At 62.5% G+C, this 20950-nt stretch carries 19 protein-coding genes and 1 pseudogene; 3 read left to right on the top strand and 17 right to left on the bottom strand.

Annotation, left to right across the window (positions count from 1 at the left end; all coding sequences use genetic code 11):
• Positions 1-345: 345 nt before the first annotated feature.
• The 13 genes and pseudogenes from ACEWE8_RS21695 to ACEWE8_RS21755 form a co-directional block, all read right to left on the bottom strand.
• Positions 346-1230: a methyl-accepting chemotaxis protein gene (locus ACEWE8_RS21695; RefSeq protein ID WP_395589368.1), complete on the bottom strand. Its 885-nt coding sequence runs from the start codon at positions 1228-1230 to the stop codon at positions 346-348.
• A gap of 21 nt (positions 1231-1251) precedes the next feature.
• Positions 1252-1944: pseudogene (locus tag ACEWE8_RS21700) on the bottom strand (methyl-accepting chemotaxis protein); the annotation flags it as partial.
• A gap of 525 nt (positions 1945-2469) precedes the next feature.
• Positions 2470-3762, bottom strand: coding sequence for an adenylosuccinate synthase (locus tag ACEWE8_RS21705; protein ID WP_012316474.1), 1293 nt, complete (start codon positions 3760-3762; stop codon positions 2470-2472).
• A 56-nt stretch (positions 3763-3818) separates the two neighbouring features.
• On the bottom strand, positions 3819-5006 hold the full coding sequence (locus ACEWE8_RS21710; RefSeq protein ID WP_012316475.1) for an ATP phosphoribosyltransferase regulatory subunit: 1188 nt from the start codon (positions 5004-5006) through the stop codon (positions 3819-3821).
• 290 nt (positions 5007-5296) lie between these two features.
• Positions 5297-6166, bottom strand: a complete 870-nt coding sequence (gene hflC / locus ACEWE8_RS21715) for a protease modulator HflC (RefSeq protein WP_046788095.1) — start codon at positions 6164-6166, stop codon at positions 5297-5299.
• Positions 6166-7347 (bottom strand): FtsH protease activity modulator HflK, encoded by a 1182-nt coding sequence (hflK, locus tag ACEWE8_RS21720; protein WP_046788096.1) that lies wholly within the window; start codon positions 7345-7347, stop codon positions 6166-6168. Before hflK ends, hflC begins: the two co-directional genes overlap by 1 nt.
• A 96-nt stretch (positions 7348-7443) precedes the next feature.
• Entirely contained in the window at positions 7444-8745 is a 1302-nt protein-coding gene (hflX, locus tag ACEWE8_RS21725; protein ID WP_012316478.1) for a ribosome rescue GTPase HflX, read from the bottom strand.
• A gap of 12 nt (positions 8746-8757) precedes the next feature.
• Complete coding sequence (hfq, locus tag ACEWE8_RS21730; protein WP_003258160.1) at positions 8758-9018, bottom strand: RNA chaperone Hfq; 261 nt, start codon at positions 9016-9018, stop codon at positions 8758-8760.
• 94 nt (positions 9019-9112) lie between these two features.
• Complete coding sequence (miaA, locus tag ACEWE8_RS21735; RefSeq protein ID WP_046788097.1) at positions 9113-10084, bottom strand: tRNA (adenosine(37)-N6)-dimethylallyltransferase MiaA; 972 nt, start codon at positions 10082-10084, stop codon at positions 9113-9115.
• 1 nt (position 10085) lies between these two features.
• Positions 10086-11987, bottom strand: coding sequence for a DNA mismatch repair endonuclease MutL (gene mutL / locus ACEWE8_RS21740; protein WP_046788098.1), 1902 nt, complete (start codon positions 11985-11987; stop codon positions 10086-10088).
• The gene (locus tag ACEWE8_RS21745; protein WP_046788099.1) at positions 11984-13417 is read right to left on the bottom strand and encodes an N-acetylmuramoyl-L-alanine amidase; all 1434 of its coding nucleotides are present in this window, start codon (positions 13415-13417) and stop codon (positions 11984-11986) included. The genes mutL and ACEWE8_RS21745 overlap by 4 nt, the downstream gene beginning before the upstream one ends.
• Before the next feature lie 11 nt (positions 13418-13428).
• Positions 13429-13893, bottom strand: a complete 465-nt coding sequence (gene tsaE / locus ACEWE8_RS21750) for a tRNA (adenosine(37)-N6)-threonylcarbamoyltransferase complex ATPase subunit type 1 TsaE (RefSeq protein WP_371316839.1) — start codon at positions 13891-13893, stop codon at positions 13429-13431.
• Entirely contained in the window at positions 13890-14750 is an 861-nt protein-coding gene (locus ACEWE8_RS21755) for an NAD(P)H-hydrate dehydratase (RefSeq protein ID WP_046788101.1), read from the bottom strand. Before ACEWE8_RS21755 ends, tsaE begins: the two co-directional genes overlap by 4 nt.
• 65 nt (positions 14751-14815) lie before the next feature.
• On the opposite strand from ACEWE8_RS21755, the gene queG reads away from it, so the two are divergent.
• A complete protein-coding gene (gene queG, locus ACEWE8_RS21760) occupies positions 14816-15880 on the top strand; it encodes a tRNA epoxyqueuosine(34) reductase QueG (RefSeq protein ID WP_046788102.1) in 1065 nt (354 codons plus the stop codon).
• A gap of 28 nt (positions 15881-15908) precedes the next feature.
• Here queG and ACEWE8_RS21765 read toward each other — a convergent pair whose 3' ends face one another.
• Positions 15909-16520, bottom strand: a complete 612-nt coding sequence (locus ACEWE8_RS21765; RefSeq protein ID WP_003249516.1) for a trimeric intracellular cation channel family protein — start codon at positions 16518-16520, stop codon at positions 15909-15911.
• A 93-nt stretch (positions 16521-16613) separates the two neighbouring features.
• On the bottom strand, positions 16614-17156 hold the full coding sequence (gene orn, locus ACEWE8_RS21770) for an oligoribonuclease (RefSeq protein WP_046788103.1): 543 nt from the start codon (positions 17154-17156) through the stop codon (positions 16614-16616).
• A 160-nt stretch (positions 17157-17316) separates the two neighbouring features.
• On the opposite strand from orn, the gene rsgA reads away from it, so the two are divergent.
• Positions 17317-18348: a small ribosomal subunit biogenesis GTPase RsgA gene (gene rsgA / locus ACEWE8_RS21775; RefSeq protein ID WP_046788104.1), complete on the top strand. Its 1032-nt coding sequence runs from the start codon at positions 17317-17319 to the stop codon at positions 18346-18348.
• Positions 18349-18615: 267 nt separating this feature from the next.
• Positions 18616-18942, top strand: coding sequence for a hypothetical protein (locus tag ACEWE8_RS21780; RefSeq protein WP_223255170.1), 327 nt, complete (start codon positions 18616-18618; stop codon positions 18940-18942).
• Between the two features lie 29 nt (positions 18943-18971).
• Here the strand turns inward: ACEWE8_RS21780 and motB are convergent, their stop codons facing one another.
• Positions 18972-19991, bottom strand: coding sequence for a flagellar motor protein MotB (gene motB / locus ACEWE8_RS21785; protein WP_046788105.1), 1020 nt, complete (start codon positions 19989-19991; stop codon positions 18972-18974).
• Positions 19992-19994: 3 nt separating this feature from the next.
• Positions 19995-20846 (bottom strand): flagellar motor stator protein MotA, encoded by an 852-nt coding sequence (gene motA, locus ACEWE8_RS21790; protein ID WP_046788106.1) that lies wholly within the window; start codon positions 20844-20846, stop codon positions 19995-19997.
• Positions 20847-20950: the final 104 nt, after the last annotated feature.

Raw genomic sequence — 20950 nt, forward strand, 5'->3', positions numbered from 1 at the left:
CCTGAAAACGACGGTGTTCGGACAGCGTCGATCTGGAGTTGTTCCTCAAGAGGCGAAGCAGAGCATGCCGCCAGGCTTGAGGCCCAGTTGACACTAGTCGTACCTAACTGCAGACGCAATAGTACGCAGATGTTGGAGGTCAAATTAGGAAATAGCCTACAAATTTGACGATAAAGGCGCTTGATCGGGCTGAACGATATTTAGTGGTGATGAGAGGAACGTATCAGGGCGCAGGTGCTCGCCTCGACATCTCCAGCGTTTATGAAACCTAGCGCCGCGCGGGCGGCGCTACGTCCCAAAGGCGCACAAAAAAACCAAAAGCGAACAACCCGAACCCACCTCGACTCAAGCCCTGAACTGCCCCAGGCTCGCCCGCAGCTGCGCCGCCAAGTCATCCAGCACCTTGCTGCTTGCTGTGGTCTGCATCACCACTTCTGCCGAACGCTCTGCCTGGGCATGAATATTCTCGACCCGCCCACGCACCGCCTGAGCGCCATATGCCTGCTGTTCCGCCGCCCGAGTCGCCAGGCCGATCGCCGCATGCACCTGCTCCACTGCCGCCTGCACCGACTGCTGCCGGCGCTCGTTGTCGCGCAGCACTCGCAGGCCTTCGCTGGCCTTGAGGCCGGCCTGGCCGATGGTTGTCACGGCCTCCTTGGCGCCCTTCTGCAGCGCCGCGATATGCGCCTGGATGTCGCCGGTAGAGCTTTGTGTCTTGCTCGCCAACGCCCTCACCTCATCGGCCACTACGGCAAACCCGCGCCCGGTCTCACCGGCCCTTGCGGCTTCAATGGCTGCGTTGAGCGCCAGCAGGTTGGTCTGCTCGGCGATACCGTGGATCACGGTCAGCACCACTTCGATCTGTTCGCTCTGCTTGGCCAGCCGCTCGATTACCTGCGAGCCGGTTTCGACCTGGCCAGCCAGGTTCTCGATCATGCCGGCAAGTTGCGTCGAAGCGCGGCTGTTCTCATCGGTCGCCTGGCGGATATCAACCACCTGCTGCAGCGCCGCCTGCATGGCCTGGCTTTCAGCCTGAGCCTCATCAGCCATGCTCGACAGATCGCGCAAGCTGGCAGCCACTTCGTCGCGTTGCAGCGCTGCGGCAGCATCAGCGCCTGCATTGCGCTGCGTCATGCTGCCGATCTCGATCCCTGTACGCTGTGCCACCTCGCCCGCCTCACGGACAATCGGCTGCAACTTGTCGACGAAACGATTGACCGCCGAGGCCATGTCGCCTATCTCGTCGCGACTGTCGAGGTTGACGCGCTTGGTCAGGTCACCTTCGCCGGCAGCCAAATCGTTGAGCGCGATAATCAGCAGGCGCAGCTTGCTGAGCACGCGACGACCCAGCACCAGGGCCACTACCAGCAGCACGCCAACCCCCACCACCACAAGGCCCAGGCCTATGCGCCAACGCAGCTCTGCCGCAGCGTCGCGCACGGTTTGTGCGGTATTGGCCTGCATCGCCGTAGCACTGCCCTGTGCGGTTTCCAGGCGCTCGCGCAAGGCCTTGCCGCTGTCGGCTGCGGCTGCACCGAGGCTGTCGCCCACCAATTGTTCACCGCTGGTGATCAAGGCAGCGAAGCGCTGGTCCAAGGCTTTGAGTTCCTGATCGACACCGGCAGTGGATACCCCCATCAGCACCTTGCCGATTTCCGCGCCGTTGGGGCTGATCGAGGCCTCGACGAAATACACCGAAGGGTCGCGGCGAGCGGCATCCAGTACCTTGTCCAATGCCCGTTCACCCTGGCCCTTTTCCATCAAGGCCTGGTTGATCGGGTTCTGCCGGTTCAGGTAGCGGGTCAAGTGCTGACCCTGGGCGTCGTCATAGATCACGAACAGTACGTTGGGGTTGCGCTGGGCCCGACGTGCGAAATCGGACAGCACTGGCACGTCGTTGTCCCAGATAGCCCGCGGGGCGACCGATGCCAGCAGTTGGGCCATGTCGTTGGCCGAGTCCTTGAGGTTCTTTTCCAGCGTGGTGCGCAGTTGCTGCTGCTCGCTTTGCAGCCGCTCGGACAGCCCGGCGCTTAGGCGCTGTCGTGTACTGCTGGAGAGGCTGTCCAGACCGGCGCGTACGTCCTGCCCAGCTTGCTCAAGGTCGCTGGCGAGCTTACGGCTATCGCTGCCCAGGCGCTCGCCCAGGTCGGCTTCAAGGGCGGTGACAGTGCTTCGGGTCAGCGCAACGGCAACCACTACCTGCACCAAAAGAGCGATACCAAGGGCAACAAACACAGGCCGCAAGAGGCGGCTTCGTAACAGTGAGAGGATGGCAGACACGGTGAAACCCTCGTGCTTTCTGGCGCCACTATTTTGATGGCATCTACAGAAACTTCTTACAGCAAGGGTTGTGCCGGACACAGCAGGGATAAACGCCAAGGTTAAGCAGTGCCATTGTCAGCACCGAGCAGATGCAAAAACGCCGCGCTCCCTTTCAAGAGCGCGGCGTCAGATCAGCCAGGTGGCAGATCAGGCGAACGGATGACGCAGCACGATGGTCTCGTTGCGGTCCGGGCCGGTGGAGATGATATCGATCGGTGCGCCGGTCAGCTCCTCGATGCGCTTGATGTAAGCGCGGGCAGCCGCTGGCAGCTCTTCCAGGGTCTTGGCGCCCAGGGTCGACTCGCTCCAGCCTGGCATCTCTTCATACACCGGCTCCAGGCCGATGTAGCTGTCAGCGTCGGACGGTGCGTCGATGACCGCGCCGTTCTCGTTCTTGTAGCCGACACAGATGTTGATGGTTTCCAGGCCGTCCAGTACGTCCAGCTTGGTCAGGCAGATGCCCGAGATGCTGTTGACGTCGATGGCGCGACGCAGAATGACGGCATCGAACCAGCCGCAACGACGGGCACGGCCGGTGGTCGAACCGAACTCGTGGCCACGCTTGGCCAGGGTGGCGCCCGTCTCGTCGAACAGTTCGGTCGGGAACGGACCGGAACCGACGCGGGTGGTGTAGGCCTTGGTGATGCCGAGGATGTAGTCCAGGTACATCGGGCCAACGCCAGAACCAGTGGAGATACCGCCAGCAGTGGTGTTGGAGCTGGTGACGTACGGGTAGGTACCGTGGTCGATGTCCAGCAGCGAGCCCTGGGCACCTTCGAACATGATGTCCTTGCCAGCGCGACGCAGGTTGTGCAGTTCGGCGGTGACATCGAGCATCATCGGCTTGAGCTGCTCGGCGTAAGCCATGCACTCGTCCAGGGTCTGCTGGAAGTCGATGGCCGGCTCTTTGTAGTAGTTCACCAGCTGGAAGTTGTGATAATCCAGCAGCTCACCCAGCTTGGCGGCGAAACGCTCACGGTGGAACAGGTCGCCAACGCGCAGGCCGCGACGGGCAACCTTGTCTTCGTAGGCTGGGCCGATACCACGGCCGGTGGTGCCGATCTTGGCTTCGCCACGGGCTTTCTCGCGGGCCTGGTCCAGGGCCACGTGGTACGACAGGATCAGCGGAGCAGCCGGGCTGATGCGCAGGCGCTCGCGCACTGGTACGCCCTTCTCTTCCAGCTTGGTGATTTCACGCATCAGGGCATCGGGCGCAACGACCACGCCGTTGCCGATCAGGCACTGCACGCCTTCGCGCAGGATGCCGGACGGGATCAGGTGCAAAACGGTTTTTTCACCGTTGATCACCAGCGTGTGGCCCGCGTTGTGGCCACCCTGGTAGCGCACTACGGCGGCAGCATGTTCGGTCAGCAGATCGACGATCTTGCCTTTGCCCTCATCACCCCACTGGGTGCCCAGGACGACGACATTCTTACCCATTACATTGGTCCTCATTCACGCAAACTTGGTTGCCGGCCTACTGCCGACGCAGAAACTCAATGGGTCAGCGGCAGAACCTGCCAGCGCCCGTCTTGCTGAATCAATTGCCGATCACAATCCGCCTCGAGAGCAGCACTCAACGGCTGGCCAGGCAGAGCCTGGACCACACGCTGGCCCTCGTTGCGCAACTGGCAGACCTGCTGCCAGAGGGCCGCGTCACCGCTGTCGGGCATCCAGATGCCGCCAGCTGGCAATACGACCTCCGCTCGCCCCAGTGTGACCAGGGTCTTCAAATCCGTAGAGAAACCGGTGGCCGGGCGTGCCCGACCGAAATCTGCGCCGATGTCGTCGTAGCGCCCGCCCTGGGCGATCGATTGGCCTTCACCAGGCACGAACACGGCGAACACCACACCGGTGTGGTAGTTGTAACCACGCAACTCGCCAAGGTCGAAGTACAGCGGCAGCTCCGGATAGCGCGACGCCAGGCGATCAGCGATCGCCAACAGGTCGTCAAGCGCCGCCAGCACGCTGGCCGGGGCACGACCCAGGCGCACACGCGCTTCGGCCAGCACTTCGCGGCCACCGCACAGCTCGACCAGAGCGCGCAGCATGTTGCCCAGGTCCTTCGGCAAGTCGGCAGTCAGTGCCTGCACTTCATCGACCGACTTGCGCTGCAGGGCATCGAACAGCTGCTGTTCGACTGCGCCGGACAAACCGGCGGCGCGCGCCAGGCCACGGTAGATGCCGACATGGCCGAGGTCCATGTGCACATCCGCGACGTCGGTCAGCTGCAGCGTGGCGAGCATCAGGCTGATGACTTCGACATCACTGGTAGGGCTGGCATCGCCGTACAGCTCGGCACCCAGCTGGATCGGGCTGCGCGAAGTGGACAGCGCACGCGGTTGGGCGTGCAGCACACTGCCGGCATAGCACAGGCGGCTCGGGCCTTCGCGGCGCAGGGTGTGGGCGTCGATGCGCGCCACCTGCGGGGTAAAGTCGGCACGGAAGCCCATCAGGCGACCGGACTGCGGGTCCACCACCTTGAAGGTGCGCTGATCCAGGTCCTGGCCGGCGCCGGTAAGCAGCGACTCCAGGTACTCGATATGCGGGGTGACGACCAGTTCGTAGCCCCAACTCTGGAACAGGTCCAACACCTGACGACGCGCGATCTCGATACGCGCAGCCTCAGGTGGCAGTACTTCCTCGATGCCATCTGGCAGTAGCCAGCGGTCTACCGTTGCCATTACGCCATTTCCCCTCTGGTCCGGGCGGCTTGCCTGCAGGCGAGCCGTCAGTGAAGCAGGCATTGGCGCACAGCAGCAGGCAGCACTGATCCCAGCGCCGCCACCGTACCCAATACCCTCGAATTGCCTTGCGAACTGACCAAACCGTCAACTGGCGCTTTGCCAATCAACCTTGCAGACGCAAAAAAGCCGGGAAATTTCCCGGCTGCCTCATCATACACCCCTTTTTAATCAGGATGCACCCCGCCTGGTGTTTTAGCTGCCAGGCGGGGCATTTCCCGATCAGAGCATCAGGGCCTGCTCTTGTCCAGGAAGCGGAAGAACTCGTTCTTCGGATCCAGGACCAGGACATCGCTCTTGCTGGAGAAGCTCTCGCGGTATGCCTGAAGGCTACGGTAGAACGCATAGAACTCAGCGTCCTGGGTGTAAGCCTTGGCATAGATGGCGGCCGACTGGGCATCACCATCACCGCGGGTTTCTTCCGCTTCACGATAGGCTTCGGCCAGCAGTACGCGGCGCTGACGGTCGGCATCCGCACGGATACCCTCTGCCAGCTCGTTACCCTTGGCACGATGCTCGCGGGCTTCGCGCTCACGCTCGGTGCTCATACGGTCGAACACACTGCGGTTGACTTCCTTCGGCAGGTCGATGGCCTTGACGCGCACATCCACCACCTCGATACCCAGCTCCTTACTGGCCATGCGATTCAGTGATGCCGTGATGTCAGCCATCAGCGCGTCACGTTCACCGGAAACCACTTCGTGCAGGGTACGCTTACCGAACTGGTCACGCAGGCCGCTTTCCAGGCGACGAGACAGACGTTCATCGGCGATCTGCTTGAGGCCGGAAGTCGCGGTATAGAAACGCTCGGCATCCTGAACGCGCCACTTGGCGTAGGCGTCGACCATCACCGCTTTTTTCTCCAGGGTCAGGAACCGCTGGGTCGGGGCGTCGAGGGTCATCAGGCGGGCGTCGAACCTGCGCACCTGGTTCACATAAGGAATCTTCACATGCAGGCCAGGCTGGACATCCGCCTGGACCACACGGCCGAATTGCAGCAGTACCGCACGTTCGGTCTGGGCCACGATGTAGAAGCTGTTCCAGGCCACGACGGCCAGCACCACAGCTGCGATCAGGGCGATCAGCGATTTATTGCTCATCAGCGGCTCTCCCTAGTGCGCATCTGCTGCTGTTGCTGTTGCAGGTCCTGCGCCGCACGTGCGGCAGCATCATTGGCCGACGGCGACACACTGGCAGCCGGCGCGGACGTGTTGCGGCCGCCTTCGACCATCTTGTCCAGCGGCAGGTAGAGCAGGTTGTTCTGCCCGTCCTTGGTTGCCACCATGACCTTGCTGGTATTGCTGTAAACCTTTTGCATGGTCTCCAGATACAGACGCTGACGGGTCACGTCCGGTGCCTTACGGTACTCGGCGAGCAGCTTGGTGAAGCGGTCCGCCTCACCCTTGGCGCGGGCGATGACTTCGTCGCGGTAACCGTTGGCGTCCTCGATGATGCGCTGGGCCTGACCACGGGCTTCCGGCACCACGCCATTGGCGTAGGATTCGGCCTGGTTACGGGCACGCTGCTCGTCTTCGCGGGCGCGGATCACGTCGTCGAAGGCTTCCTGCACTTCACGCGGGGCTGCCGCGCTCTGTACGTTGACCTGGGTAACCGTGATACCGGTACGGTAGTTGTCGAGGAAGCGCTGCAGGCGTTCGCGGATATCCACGGCCATCTGCTCACGACCCTCGGTCAACACCTGGTCCATCGAGGTGGAACCCACCACGTGGCGCAGGGCGCTTTCGGTGGCATGCTGCAGGCTGACCTCGGGCTGGTCGACGTTGAGCACGAAGTCCTGCAGGTTGGTGATCTTGTACTGGACGGTCAGTGGCACCTCGACGATGTTCTCGTCTTCGGTGAGCATCTGGCCCTGCTTGGTATAGGCACGCTCGCGCGTGACGTTTTCCATGTACTTGCGATCGATCGGCGGGAAGTAGATGTTCAGGCCGGGACCGACCGTTTCATAGTACTTGCCGAAGCGCAGCACAACGGCCTGCTCCTGCTCGTCGACCACGTACACGGCGCTGTACAGCCAGATGGCAGCCAGTACCGCCAGGCCGATGCCCAGCAGGCCGTAGCCACCGCCCTTGCCGACATTGCGGTCACCGCCGCCACGTTTCTTGCCGCTGCCGAACATGCCGTTAAGGCTGTCCTGCAGTTTGCGGAAGGCCTCGTCCAGATCCGGCGGGCCTTTTTTATCGCCACCACCGCCACCACCACCGCGGCGGCCGCCCCAGGGATCCTGATTGTTCGAGTTGCCACCCGGCTCGTTCCAAGCCATAGCGCTCTCCATCTGATAAAGCAAAGACGCGCCCACGGCGCGCCGTCCAATGCTACAGAATGCCTGCCACTGCTGCCCGACGACCTCGGCGGGCATTTATTGCAAAGTGTGTTGCTCGACAAACACTTGCGGCTCCATGCCTTCGCGGCTGACCAGGCGATTCAACTCGACCCTGGGCAATCGCACACTCAGCAGGCTGCGCCCTTCTTCGTCATGCTCTTCACTCTGCACCGCACCCAAGTCAAAGAATTGCGCGCGCAAGCGGGCAAAACGCTGCTCCAGGCACAGGGTACCGACAAAAAGATCATCCCCCAGCAACTCGGCAATGGCCTGACCAACCAACTCCAGGCCACGGCCATCTCGAGCCGATACCCAGACCCGCTCCGGCTTGCCATCGGCATTGCGCTGGATCTGCGGCTCGACATCTTCAAGCAGGTCGAGTTTGTTATAGACCTCGAGGATCGGCAAGCCTTCGGCACCGATCTCGCCCAATACTGCCAGCACCTGCTCGATCTGCTCCATGCGCTCAGGCTCATGGGCGTCGATCACATGCAGCAGCAGGTCGGAGTTGCTCGACTCTTCGAGCGTAGCCCGAAATGCCTCGACCAGCTTGTGCGGAAGGTGGCGAATGAAGCCAACGGTGTCAGCCAGCACGATAGGCCCAAGGTCGTCGAGCTGGAGCCGGCGCAGGGTCGGGTCGAGGGTGGCGAACAATTGGTCGGCGGCGTACACGTCGGATTCGGTCAGCGCGTTGAACAACGTGGACTTGCCGGCGTTGGTGTAACCCACCAGCGATACCGACGGGATATCCGCGCGGCGACGACCTCGGCGAGCCTGCTCACGCTGGCTGCGGACTTTTTCCAGGCGCGACTTGATCTGCCGCAGGCGCACCCGCAACAGGCGCCGGTCGGTTTCCAGCTGGGTTTCACCCGGGCCGCGCATACCGATACCACCCTTCTGACGCTCGAGGTGGGTCCAGCCGCGCACCAGCCGCGTGCTCATGTGCTCGAGCTGGGCCAGTTCGACCTGCAGCTTGCCTTCATGGGTACGCGCCCGTTGGGCGAAGATGTCGAGAATCAGCCCGGTACGATCAAGCACGCGACACTCGAAGACTCGTTCGAGGTTGCGCTCCTGACTGGGCGTGAGGGTGTGATTGAAAATCACCAGGTCAACCTGTTCGGCTTTGACCAGGTCGCGCAATTCCTCGACCTTGCCGCTGCCAATCAGGTATTTGGCGGTAGGCTGATGCCTTGCCACTGTGACCAGCGAGACGATGTCGGCTCCGGCCGACAATGCCAGTTCCTGAAACTCCTGCGGGTCTTCGCGCGCCTCAGGGTTCTGACCTTCCAAGTGAACGAGCAGCGCCCGCTCACCACCACCGTGGCGCTCAAAGAACAATGCAGGCTCCTATCAGGCGTTGCCTGGTTCGCTGTCGCCGTGTTCGGAATCGGACGGGCTTGGCAGGCGAACCGGACGGGCTGGAACCACGGTCGAAATCGCGTGCTTGTAGACCATCTGGCTGACGGTGTTCTTCAGCAGCACCACGAACTGGTCGAACGATTCGATCGAGCCCTGCAGCTTGATCCCGTTGACCAGATAGATCGAAACCGGGACCTTTTCTTTTCTCAAGGTGTTCAAGTAAGGGTCTTGTAGCGAATGCCCTTTTGACATATGCCGCACTCCTGTAAGGATAAATAGTAGAAAATCAAAAAAATCGATAAGTTAGGCCGCCCCTTCGGAAGAATAGACGGCAATCAGCAGGGACTCAGCTCAATATGGAGATGGCCCCAAGGTATTTCAAGGTGCGGGACAGATTGTCGCAGGCCAGGCTGTCGAGCCAGTGCACGTCGGACCAACCGCGCAACCAGGTGAACTGACGCTTGGCCAGCTGGCGAGTAGCAATGATACCGCGTTCGCGCATCTCATTCTCAGTCAGCTTGCCGTCGAGGTAGTCCCAGACCTGCCGATATCCCACTGCCCGTATAGACGGCAGCCCGGCGTGCAAGTCACTTCTGGCTCGCAGCGATCGGACCTCGTCGACGAAGCCCTGTTCCAGCATCTGCGAAAATCGTAACGCAATTCGCTGATGCAGAATGTGACGATCTGTAGGAGCAATCGCCAAACTCGCGACAGTATAGGGCAAATGCCCGCCAGCGCCTGCGTCTGCGCCGCTACTTTCCGCGAATTGACGCTGGCGATGGGCTGTCATGCTCTCGCCACTCACCTGATAGACCTCCAACGCACGGATCAGGCGCTGCGGGTCGTTGGGGTGGATGCGTGCGGCCGACTCCGGGTCCACTTCGGCGAGCTGGCGGTGCAACTCGGCCAAACCCAGCGCCTGCGCCCGGGCCTCGAGTTCGGCACGCACCGCAGCGTCAGCCGGCGGCATGTCCGCCAGGCCATCGATCAATGCCTTGTAGTAGAGCATGGTGCCACCGACCAGCAGCGGGACTTTGCCGCGCGCGGTGATTTCGGCCATGGCCTGAAGGGCATCGGTGCGAAACTGCGCAGCCGAGTAGCTCTCGGCAGGGTCGCGAATATCGATAAGACGATGTGGATGGGCAGCCAATACCTCCTTGGAGGGTTTGGCGCTGCCGATGTCCATGCCGCGGTAGACGAGGGCCGAGTCGACGCTGATCAGCTCGCAGGGCAGGACCTTGGTCAGCTCGATGGCAAGGTCGGTCTTGCCGGCCGCCGTCGGGCCCATGAGGAATATTGCTGGGGGCTTGCCGCTCATGTCATCGACCGCGCAGGAAAAGTTTGTCCAGGTCGTCCAGGCCCATCTGGGTCCAGGTCGGTCGGCCATGGTTGCACTGGCCGCTACGCTCGGTGTTTTCCATGTCGCGCAACAGGGCGTTCATTTCAGGAATCGCCAGGCGCCGGTTGGCACGTACGGCGCCGTGACAGGCCATGGTACCGAGCAGTTCGTTGAGGTGCGCCTGAATGCGATCGCTGGTGCCGTACTCCATAAGGTCGGCAAGCACGTCCTGGACCAGGCGGTTGGCCTCGGCCTGCTTGAGCAGGGCAGGAATCTGGCGGACTGCCAGCGTCTCGGGGCCCAGGCGCTGCAACTCAAAGCCCAGGCGCTGGAACCACTGGGCATGCTCCTCGGCGCAATCGGCCTCGCGCTGGCTCAGCGCCAGCGACTCGGGCACCAGCAGCGGCTGGCCACTCAGGCCCTCGCTGGCCATCGCCACCTTGAGCCGTTCATACATGATCCGCTCGTGGGCTGCATGCATGTCGACCAGCACCAGGCCGGCAGCATTCTCGGCGAGAATGTAGATGCCTTTGAGCTGGGCCAGAGCGTACCCCAAGGGCGGGATGTCGCCCTGGCTCTGCGGCAACGTCGCAGGCCCGGCAGCGTCATCGTTCAGCGGCTTGTAGAACTCGCGGTAGACCGCCTGGGCCTCGGCAGCGGGCAACGGCTGTGATGGCCGGGGGGTGTACTGGTACTGGTAACCGGCGCCACTGCCGCCGTTGGAAATCGAATGCTGGGGCACCTGGGGCTGTTCGAGCACCGGCGAGGCCAGGCGCATCTCGCCTTGCGGGCCGAATTCGCCCGCCTGTTGCCCCGTCGGGCGGACGACCTCGGCAGCGGCGGCAGGCGCCGACGCCAGATGGTCTTCCGGGCGCACGTCGGCCAAGGCACGGTGCAGCGTGCCGTAGAGAAAATCGTGAACCGAACGCCCCTCACGGAAACGCACTTCGTGCTTGGTCGGGTGCACGTTGACGTCGACGCCGTTGGGCTCAAGCTCAAGGAACAGCACGAACGTGGGGTGACGGCCATTGAACAGCACATCACGGTAAGCCTGGCGCACCGCATGGGCTACCAGCTTGTCGCGCACCGCACGGCCGTTGACGAAGAAGTACTGAAGGTCTGCCTGGCTGCGCGAGAAAGTCGGCAGGCCGACCCAGCCCCACAGACGCAGGCCGTTACGCTCGACATCGATCGGCAGCGCCTGCTCCATGAAGCCCCCGCCACAAATGGCGCCGACCCGCCGCGCACGGGCCGTTTCATCATGCGCCTCGTGCAGGCTGAGGATGCTCTTGCCGTTGTGCCGCAGGTGGAAGGCCACATCGAAGCGGGCCAGGGCCAGGCGCCGGATGACTTCCTGCAGGTGATCGAATTCGGTCTTTTCGGCCTTGAGAAACTTGCGACGGGCCGGGGTATTGAAGAACAGGTCACGCACTTCCACCGAGGTGCCGACAGGGTGTGCGGCAGGCTGCACACGCGGAGTCATGTCGCGACCTTCGGTCTCGACCTGCCAGGCTTCGCTAGCACTGGCGGTGCGCGACGTCAGGGTCAGGCGCGCCACCGAGCTGATGGAAGCCAGGGCCTCGCCACGAAAGCCCAGGCTCAGCACACCTTCGAGGTCTTCCAGCTCACGGATCTTGCTGGTGGCGTGCCGGGCCAGAGCCAATGGCAGGTCGTCAGCGGAAATGCCGCTGCCGTCGTCACGTACCCGCAACAACTTGACGCCGCCCTGCTCCACTTCGACATCGATGCGTCGGGCACCGGAATCCAGACTGTTCTCCAGCAACTCCTTGGCCACCGAAGCCGGGCGTTCGACCACCTCACCGGCGGCAATCTGGTTGGCCAGCCGCGGGCTGAGCAGCTGGATGCGCGCCCCCCCGCTCATTGCTGCGAGGCCAGGGTCGTAGAGGGAATATTGAGGTGCTGACCGACCTTCAGCTCATCGCTCTTGAGGCTGTTGGTGTTGCGCAGGCTAGCCACGCTGACCTGGTAGCGCACGGCAAGCATCGCCAGGGTCTCGCCCGGACGTACCGTGTGCTCACGTGGCCCCTGCGCGATCTTGCCGCTGTCGCGCATCCAGGCGATGTAGGTACCAGGCGGCGGGTTCTGCTGGAAGTACTGGCGCACACCGGTATGGATCGAGCGGGCCAGTGCCTGCTGATGGCTGCGCGTGGCCAGCTTGGCGGCTTCGTTGTTGTTGGAGATGAACCCGGTTTCGACCAGGATCGACGGAATGTCCGGCGACTTCAGCACCATGAAACCTGCTTGCTCGACACGCTGCTTGTGCAGCGAGGTGATGCGCCCCATGTTGCCCAGCACTTTTTGCCCGACGTTGAGGCTGGAACTGAGCGTCGCGGTCATCGACAGGTCGAGCAGCACGCCTGCAAGCATGCGGTCTTTGTCGTCGAGGCTGACGTTACCAGCGCCACCGATCAGATCGGAGCGGTTTTCCGCATCGGCGAGCCAGCGGGCGGTCTCGGACGTGGCGCCACGGTCCGACAGGGCGAACACCGAGGCGCCAAAAGCGGCCCGCGACGGTGCAGCGTCGGCGTGGATCGAGATGAACAGATCGGCGCCTTTCTTGCGGGCGATCTCGGTACGTTTACGCAGCGGAATGAAGTAGTCACCGGTGCGAGTCAGTTCGGCACGGTAGCCCTTCTCGGTATTGATCTGGCGCTGCAGTTCCTTGGCGATCTGCAGCACGATGTCTTTCTCATGCTGGCCACGCGATCCCGAAGCACCCGGGTCCTCACCGCCATGACCGGCGTCGATGGCGACCACGATGTCGCGCTTGCCGCTGGGCACAGGCGGCAGCTTGATCGCCGGCTGGGCCGGGCTTACCGGCACCGCCGGCGTGGTCGCCGGGGTTCGCACAGGCGTTGGCGGTGCAGCAGGCGCCGTGGCGGCGATGGCATCGGCTTCCTGGTCATAGAGGTCGACCACCAGGCGGTTGCCGTATTGAGCATTGGGCGCCAGGGTGAAACTCTTGGGCGTGACCGACTTTTTCAGGTCGACCACCACCCGCAGGTCAGTCGCCGTACGCTGGGCCGAGCGCACGTTGCTGATGGGTGTATTCGAGGTGGACACGTTCAGTGGCGCGGCCAGGGTCGCCCCGTTGATATCGATTACCAGGCGATCCGGTGCGCTGAGGGTGAAGACGCTATGCTGCACGGGGCCAGACAGGTCGAAGACCAGCCGCGTGTTGTCCGGCGCGCGCCACAGGCGCATGCTCTTGACTTGAGTGACGGCCAGAGCGTCAACAGTCACCGCTGTCAGCAGCAGACCAACGACAGCGACCAGTGCGCGTATGCGCATACCTACCCCACTTACTGTTTATAGTGTTTGGCCAGCGCAATGCACCAGGCCTCGCCGCGAGCCCCCTGCGGCGCAAGGATCAGCGAGCGTCCGCCCGCTTGGGGGCTTATGGTAATGGTCAGGTCAGGCTTTGGCAAAACGCCCGCACCCTTTTCTGGCCACTCGAACAGACACAGCGGATCTCCCTCGAAATAGTCGCGAATGCCCATGAACTCCAGTTCCTCCGGATCGACCAGGCGATACAGGTCGAAATGGTAGGCGCGCACCTCACCGATCTCGTAGGGTTCAACCACGGTGAAGGTCGGGCTTTTCACTGCACCAGTATGGCCCAAGCCGCGAATAAGGCCACGGGACAGCGTAGTCTTGCCCGCGCCCAGGTCGCCCTCGAGAAAGATGATGCCGCGACCGCCGGTCACCTCGGCCAGTGATGCACCGAATTTGACCGTGGCCTCTTCATCGGCCAGAAACAGGGTTATGCCAGACACGCAGAATGCTCCTCCAACAACTCACGAATGACCGGCGCCAGATCACTGGCCGCCAGGCCTCTACCTTTCACACCCAACCGCTCGCCGGCACACGCGTGCAACCACACCCCAAGACTCGCGGCCTGCCAGGCGTCCAGCCCTTGAGCCAATAACGCCGCCAGTACACCGGTGAGCACGTCACCCAAGCCTGCCCCTGCCATTGCCGGATGCCCGCGCTGGCACAGCGCCAACTGCCCCGACGGGTCCGCCACCAACGTACCGGCGCCCTTGAGCACGCAGACACTGGCATAGCGGCGCGCCAGCTTGCGAGCAGCGCCCGGCCGGTCGGCCTGTACCGCCTCGGTGGAAATGCCCAGCAGCCGCGCGGCCTCCCCCGGGTGCGGAGTGAGGATACTGCCACTGGGTAATGCCAGGGGCGTGCGCGCCAGCAGGTTGAGTGCATCGGCATCCCACACTTGCGGCCGCTCGGCATTGGCAACAGCCGACAGCAGGCTGCGCCCCCAGGCGGCCTGGCCCAGGCCCGGGCCGACCACCAGCACCGAAGCGCGCTCCAATACCCCCATCAGCTGATTGGCCGAATCGACCCCCAGGCACATGGTTTCGGGCAAGCGGGCAAGGCTTGCGGCCACGTGATCGGGGCGAGTCGCCACGCTGACCAGCCCGGCGCCGCAGCGTAGCGCGGCTTCGGCGCTCAGCAGCACTGCGCCACCGGTACCAAGGTCGCCGCCCACCACCAGCACGTGGCCGAAGTCACCTTTATGGGCGTGCGGATGCCTGGCGGGCAGGCGCGTGACGGTCACGCTGCTTAGCAGGAGCGGGGCATGGCTTGGGTGTTTGGTCTGCGGCATGGGGTCAAAGGCTCCAATGTCTGGCAGAATTATACGCACCTGAGCCCGTATTGCCTTGCCCATCCATGTCCGCTTGCACACTTGACCTCGCCGCCCTGGCCCAATCGATCAAAAATTGGGGCCGAGAACTCGGTTTTGCCCACGTCGGCATCGCCGGTGTGGACCTTGGCGAGCACGAACAGCACCTGCAGCGCTGGCTCGACGCCGGCTACCAGGGCGAAATGGAATACCTGGCCGCCCACGATGGCAAACGCGCCCACCCCGACCAGTTGATCCCTGGCACCGTGAGGGTGGTTTCGCTGCGTATGGACTACTTGCCCGGCGATACACAGATGGCTCAACGCCTGGCCCAGGCGGAAAAAGCCTACGTATCGCGCTATGCCCTTGGCCGCGATTACCACAAGCTGGTGCGCAAACGCGTGCAGCACTTGGCCGATCGCATCCAGGAAGACATCGGTCCGTTCGGTTACCGGGCGTTCGTCGACAGTGCCCCGGTGCTGGAAAAGGCCATTGCCGAACAGGCGGGGCTAGGCTGGATCGGCAAGAACACCCTGCTGCTCAATCGCAAGGCCGGCAGCTATTTCTTCCTGGCCGAACTGTTCGTCGACCTGCCGCTGCCGGTAGACGAGGCGCATGCCAGCGAGCATTGCGGACGCTGCCAGGCGTGCCTGGACATCTGCCCGACCAAGGCCTTTGTCGGGCCCTATGTGCTGGATGCCAGGCGCTGCATTTCTTACCTGACCATCGAGTTGAAGGGCGCCATCCCCGTGGAGTTGCGCTCGATGATGGGCAATCGGGTGTTCGGTTGCGATGACTGCCAGATCGTCTGCCCGTGGAATCGTTTTGCACGTCCAACCCAGGAAAACGACTTCCAGCCCAGGCATGGCCTGGAGAATGCCGAGCTGGCCGAGATGTTCCTGTGGGATGAAAAGACTTTTCTACGCAAGACCGAGGGCGGGCCTTTGCGGCGCGCCGGGTATGAGCGCTGGCTACGCAACCTGGCGGTGGGCCTGGGCAATGCGCCGTCGACGATTCCGGTGCTGGAAGCCTTGAAGGCGCGCCGGGAAGACCCGTCGGAGCTGGTGCGTGAGCATGTGGAGTGGGCGCTGGCGCGGCATGGCATTACATAGCCGGGGCCGCCAAGCAGCCCCTGAGGTCTCACTGCTGGTCGTTGTAGTGAAACTTCGGCATTTCCCAATGGAAGCGGATCGCCAATAGCCGAACCAGGAACCCACCAAACAAGGTCAGCAGCATTGCCTGCTCTGCCGGCACCTTGAAATACACACAGCCCAGGTAAAACCACGCCGCGGCAAAAGACACGCTGGCATACAGTTCACGCCGGAACACCAGCGGGATGTCGTTACAGAAAATATCCCGAAGGATCCCGCCGAACACCCCTGTAATGACTCCGCTGATCGACGCCACCAACATGCCCTGCCCCATCTCCAGCGCAGTCATGCAGCCAATCAGGGTAAAGGCCACCAACCCCAAGGCATCCAGCACCAGGAACAGTGACCGCAGGCGGCGCATCATCGGTGCGATGAAAATCGTCAGCAGCGCGGCAAAGCTGGTCAGCACCAGGTATTCCGGATGCTTCACCCAAGTCAGTGGGTAGTGCCCGAGCAGCACATCACGCACCGAGCCACCACCCAGGGCAGTCACACAGGCGATCAGTACCACGCCAAACCAGTCCATGCCCCGGCGCCCGGCAGACAGGGCGCCGGTCATGGCTTCGGCGGTGATGGCGATAAGGTAGAGCATCAACAACATGGCGCGGGTCCGTGCGGGAAAGGCGCGCAGTCTAACCAGTTGCCCAAGGCACCAAAAGAGGGCGCGCGCACATTCTGTGCGCCCTTTTTCGACTCACACCTTGATGAAGTGCGTGCGGTAGTGGCGCAGTTCGGCAATCGACTCACGGATATCGTCCAGCGCCAGGTGGGTGCTGCCCTTCTTGAAGCTGTCCCGCACGTCCGGTGCCCAGCGCGCAGCCAGCTCCTTCACGGTGGAGACATCGAGGTTGCGGTAGTGGAAGTAGTTTTCCAGGCTGCGCATATGGCGATAGAGAAAGCGGCGATCCTGGCAGATGCTGTTGCCACAGATCGGCGACTTGCCTTTGGGAACCCATTGTTCCAGGAAGGCGATGGTCTGCGCTTCGGCCTCGGCCATGCCGACCTTGCTTTCGCGTACACGCTGGGTCAGCCCCGAGCCGCCATGGGTGCGGGTATTCCACTCGTCCATGCGCGCCAGCACTTCGTCACTGTGGTGGATGGCGATCACCGGCCCTTCGGCCAGCGTGTTCAGCTCGCTGTCGGTGACGATGGTGGCCATCTCGATGATGACGTCGTTGTCCGGATCCAGGCCGGTCATTTCCAGATCGATCCAGATCAGGTTCTGTGGGTTCTGCATGAAGGGCTCCTCGTATAGGCCGTCATATTAGCCTAGCGGCATAGCCCCGCGCATTCCCGGCGCAAAGGTAACCAGAATGGTCCGCCGCCCGTCGTGCTAAACTGCCTGCCGTTTTCAATGCCCCACCACGGCTCTCTCACGCAACTCGCACGGAACACTAATGGCCAAACGCCAGCTCAATCGCCGCCAAAACTGGCGTATCGAAAAGATCCAGAACGAACGCGCCGCTCGCGCTGCCAAACGCGAGCAGCATGCGCTGCAGGAGCTTGAAGGGGGCGACCTGGGGCCGGAGCAACTGGGCCTGGTGATCGCTCACTTTGGCGTGCAGGTCGAGGTGGAGGCCAAGGACGGCGAGTCTGCAGGCCAGGTATTCCGCTGCCACCTGCGCGCAAACCTGCCGGCGCTGGTCACCGGTGACCGCGTGGTCTGGCGTGCCGGCAACCAGGGCATTGGCGTAATCGTCGCGCAGATGCCGCGCAGCACCGAGCTGTGCCGGCCTAACAACCACGGTCAGCTCAAGCCGGTTGCCGCCAACGTCGACCTCATCGTGATCGTCTTCGCGCCAGCGCCCGAACCGCACCCGAACCTGATCGACCGTTACCTGGTCGCTGCCGAGCACGCGGGTATCCGCCCACTGCTGCTGCTGAACAAAGCCGACCTGATCAACGACGAAAACGGCCCGGCCCTGCATGCCTTGCTCGAGGTGTACCGCGACCTCGGCTACCCGCTGCTGGAGGTTTCCGCCCACCATGGCGACGGCATGCAGCGCCTGCAGCAAATGCTGGACGGCCATATCAGCGTGTTCGTCGGCCAGTCGGGTGTGGGCAAGTCTTCTCTGGTCAACAGCCTGCTGCCGGCTGCCGACACCCGGGTCGGTGACCTGTCCGAATGGTCGGGCCAAGGCACCCACACCACCACCACCGCGCGCCTTTACCACTTCCCCAATGGCGGCGACCTGATCGACTCGCCAGGCATCCGGGAGTTCGGCCTTGGCCATGTCAGCCGCGACGATGTGGAAGATGGCTTCATCGAGTTCCGCGACCTGTTCGGCACCTGCCGCTTTCGCGACTGCAAGCATGATCGCGAGCCAGGCTGTGCGCTGCTCACGGCACTGGAAGACGGCCGTATCAAGCAGCAGCGCATGAACAGCTACCGCTCGATCATTGCCAGCCTGCCGGAAGACAGCTACTGATTCGTAGGAAATATTACCGGGGCGCGTAGGGCTATTCCGGTTTTGCCGTCATCTATTGCCCCGCCTGCAGCTTTCCCTGATGGTCATGACTTCCTATCAGGGAGGGCAACCGCGATGCCGGTTTTAATCACTTACCGCCACGAAGAGCGGCTTGACGCCTTTATCCTCAATGAACGCTTGCTGCTCGAAAGCATTCCCGCGTAGCTGGTCCTGTTCGACTGCCAAGGGCAGACCCGCGAAGATCTGTATGGCAGCTTCTGTCGATACATGAGCGATGCAACCCACTGGATTGGGCTTTTGTCCGAATGGGCCGCCGCAGACTGGTGGACACCCTGGCTGCTGGGGGCTGCAGTCATGAGCAGCCGGCGTGTCAGCTTTTATCAAAGAAACGGCGGCGCTCTGCCTGAGTGCTTTGGCAAATGGCCGGTAATGCGCGAGCGCAGGCACATCGACCTGTTTGTGCGGGCCTATCACGATGAGTGCACGTTCACCCGCGCCATGACGTTGCCGCCGGGGCGCGGAAGCTGCGCTGACAGGGACAATGCTGACTTCTTTCATGCGGATCTGAAGGCCAAGATCCGGCGGGGGTTCTGATGAATCGGGGCCGCTGGGCGGCCCCTGCGTCACTGGTCGTTGGGCTCGTCCATCCTCAAGGTGCCTTCCTCGAAGATGTTCAGCTTCTGGCGCAGTTCACGCGGCTGCATCGGTGCATCCTGCACAGCTGGTGCCGCCGAAGCATCAGGCGCAGCGCCGGCAGGCGGCGCTGGCTGGCTTGGCTGTGCAGGCGACGTACCCTGCTCACCCTCAATGTTGCGCTGGGCCTTCTTGGTCAGGACGATGATGTCGATACGGCGGTTTACCGGGTTGAACGGGTCTTTGCGGTCGAACAGCGAAGACGACGCATAACCCACCACCCGCGCGACCTGGTCATCCGGATAGCCACCGGCAACCAGCGCACGCCGTGCGGCATTGGCGCGATTGGCCGACAGCTCCCAGTTGCCGAACTCGCCGCTGTCCGAATAAGGCTTGGCATCGGTGTGACCACTGACGCTGATCTTGTTCGGCACCGCCTTGATGGTGTCGGCCATGGCCAGCAGAATGTCCTCGAAATACGGCTGCAGGCGGGCGCTGCCGATGTCGAACATCGGCCGGTTCTCGGCATCCATGATCTGGATGCGCAGGCCGTCCTGAGTGATCTCGAAGAGAATCTGGTCCTTGAACTTCTGCAGCTGGGGGTTTTCCTCGACCTTGTTCTGCAGCTCCTGCAACAGCAGTTCGAGGCGTTCTCGCTCAACCTGTTCAGCCAAGGTCTCGACCTGGTCCTTGTCCAGCTGAATGCTGGTATCGGGCGTAGGCTCGGACTTCTCCTCCGGGTTGATGGTCTTTTCCGGCGCCAGCTGGGGCGAGCCGCCAAGGTCGATCACGTAGGGCGTACCGCTTTCGGAGAAACCGATCGGGTCCTTGAAGTAGCCGGCAATGGCGATCTTCTGCTCCGGCGTTGCGGTGGACAGCAGCCACAGCACCAGAAAGAACGCCATCATCGCCGTGGCGAAGTCAGCGAAAGCGATCTTCCAGGCGCCGCCATGGTGGCCACCACCGTAGCGCTTGACGCGCTTGATGATTATCGGCTGATTGTTTTCCATGGCTCAGCGACCGCGAACTGCTTGTTCCAGCTCGACAAAGCTCGGGCGATGCTTCGGATACAGCACCTTGCGCCCGAATTCAACGGCCAGCGAAGGTGGCATGCCAGAGGCCGAAGCGACCAGCGAAGCCTTGATCGACTCATAGAGGTTGAGCTCTTCCTTAGCATCGTGCTCCAGGCACTTGGCCAGCGGGCCGAAGAAACCATAGGCTGCAAGGATACCGAAGAAGGTACCGACCAGCGCGGCGCCGACGTGCAGGCCGATGGAGGCCTGGTCGCCTTCGCCCAGAGACGCCATGGTCACCACGATACCCAGTACTGCCGCGACGATACCGAAACCGGGCATGCCGTCGGCAATGCCGTTGACCGCATGCGACGGGTGCTCGAGCTCTTCCTTCATGCTCAACAGTTCCATGTCGAACAAGCCTTCGAGCTCGTGGGGGGCCATGTTGCCGGTGGACATGATGCGCAGGTAGTCGCAGATGAAGGCAGTCATGCGTTCATCACCCAGCACCGCTGGGTATTTGGCAAAGATCGGGCTGGCCGCGGCGTCCTCGATATCGCCCTCGATCGCCATCATGCCTTCGCGACGGCTCTTGTTGAGGATTTCGTACACCAGGCCCAGCACTTCCAGGTAGAAAGTATGGGTGAAGCGCGTGCCGAACATCTTCAGCGACTTCTTGATTACATGCATGGTCATGTAACCGGGGTTGGCCTGCATGAAGGCGCCAAAGGCTGCACCGCCGATGATCAGCACTTCGAACGGCTGGATCAGTGCCGCGATCTTGCCGTGGGAGAGCACATATCCGCCGAGCACGCTCGCGAATACGACGATGATGCCGATAATTTTAGCCATAGGTTCAAAGCACTTGCTGTCGTGGTCAGGATGAGGGACGGGAGCTTTAAAACTCTTCTTCTACTTATCGGCAGAACTGCGCCAGACTATAGCCACTCAAAGCG

Origin of the sequence: Pseudomonas sp. TR47, from assembly GCF_044143025.1 — a bacterium.
In the GTDB taxonomy this organism is placed as follows: domain Bacteria; phylum Pseudomonadota; class Gammaproteobacteria; order Pseudomonadales; family Pseudomonadaceae; genus Aquipseudomonas; species Aquipseudomonas putida_E.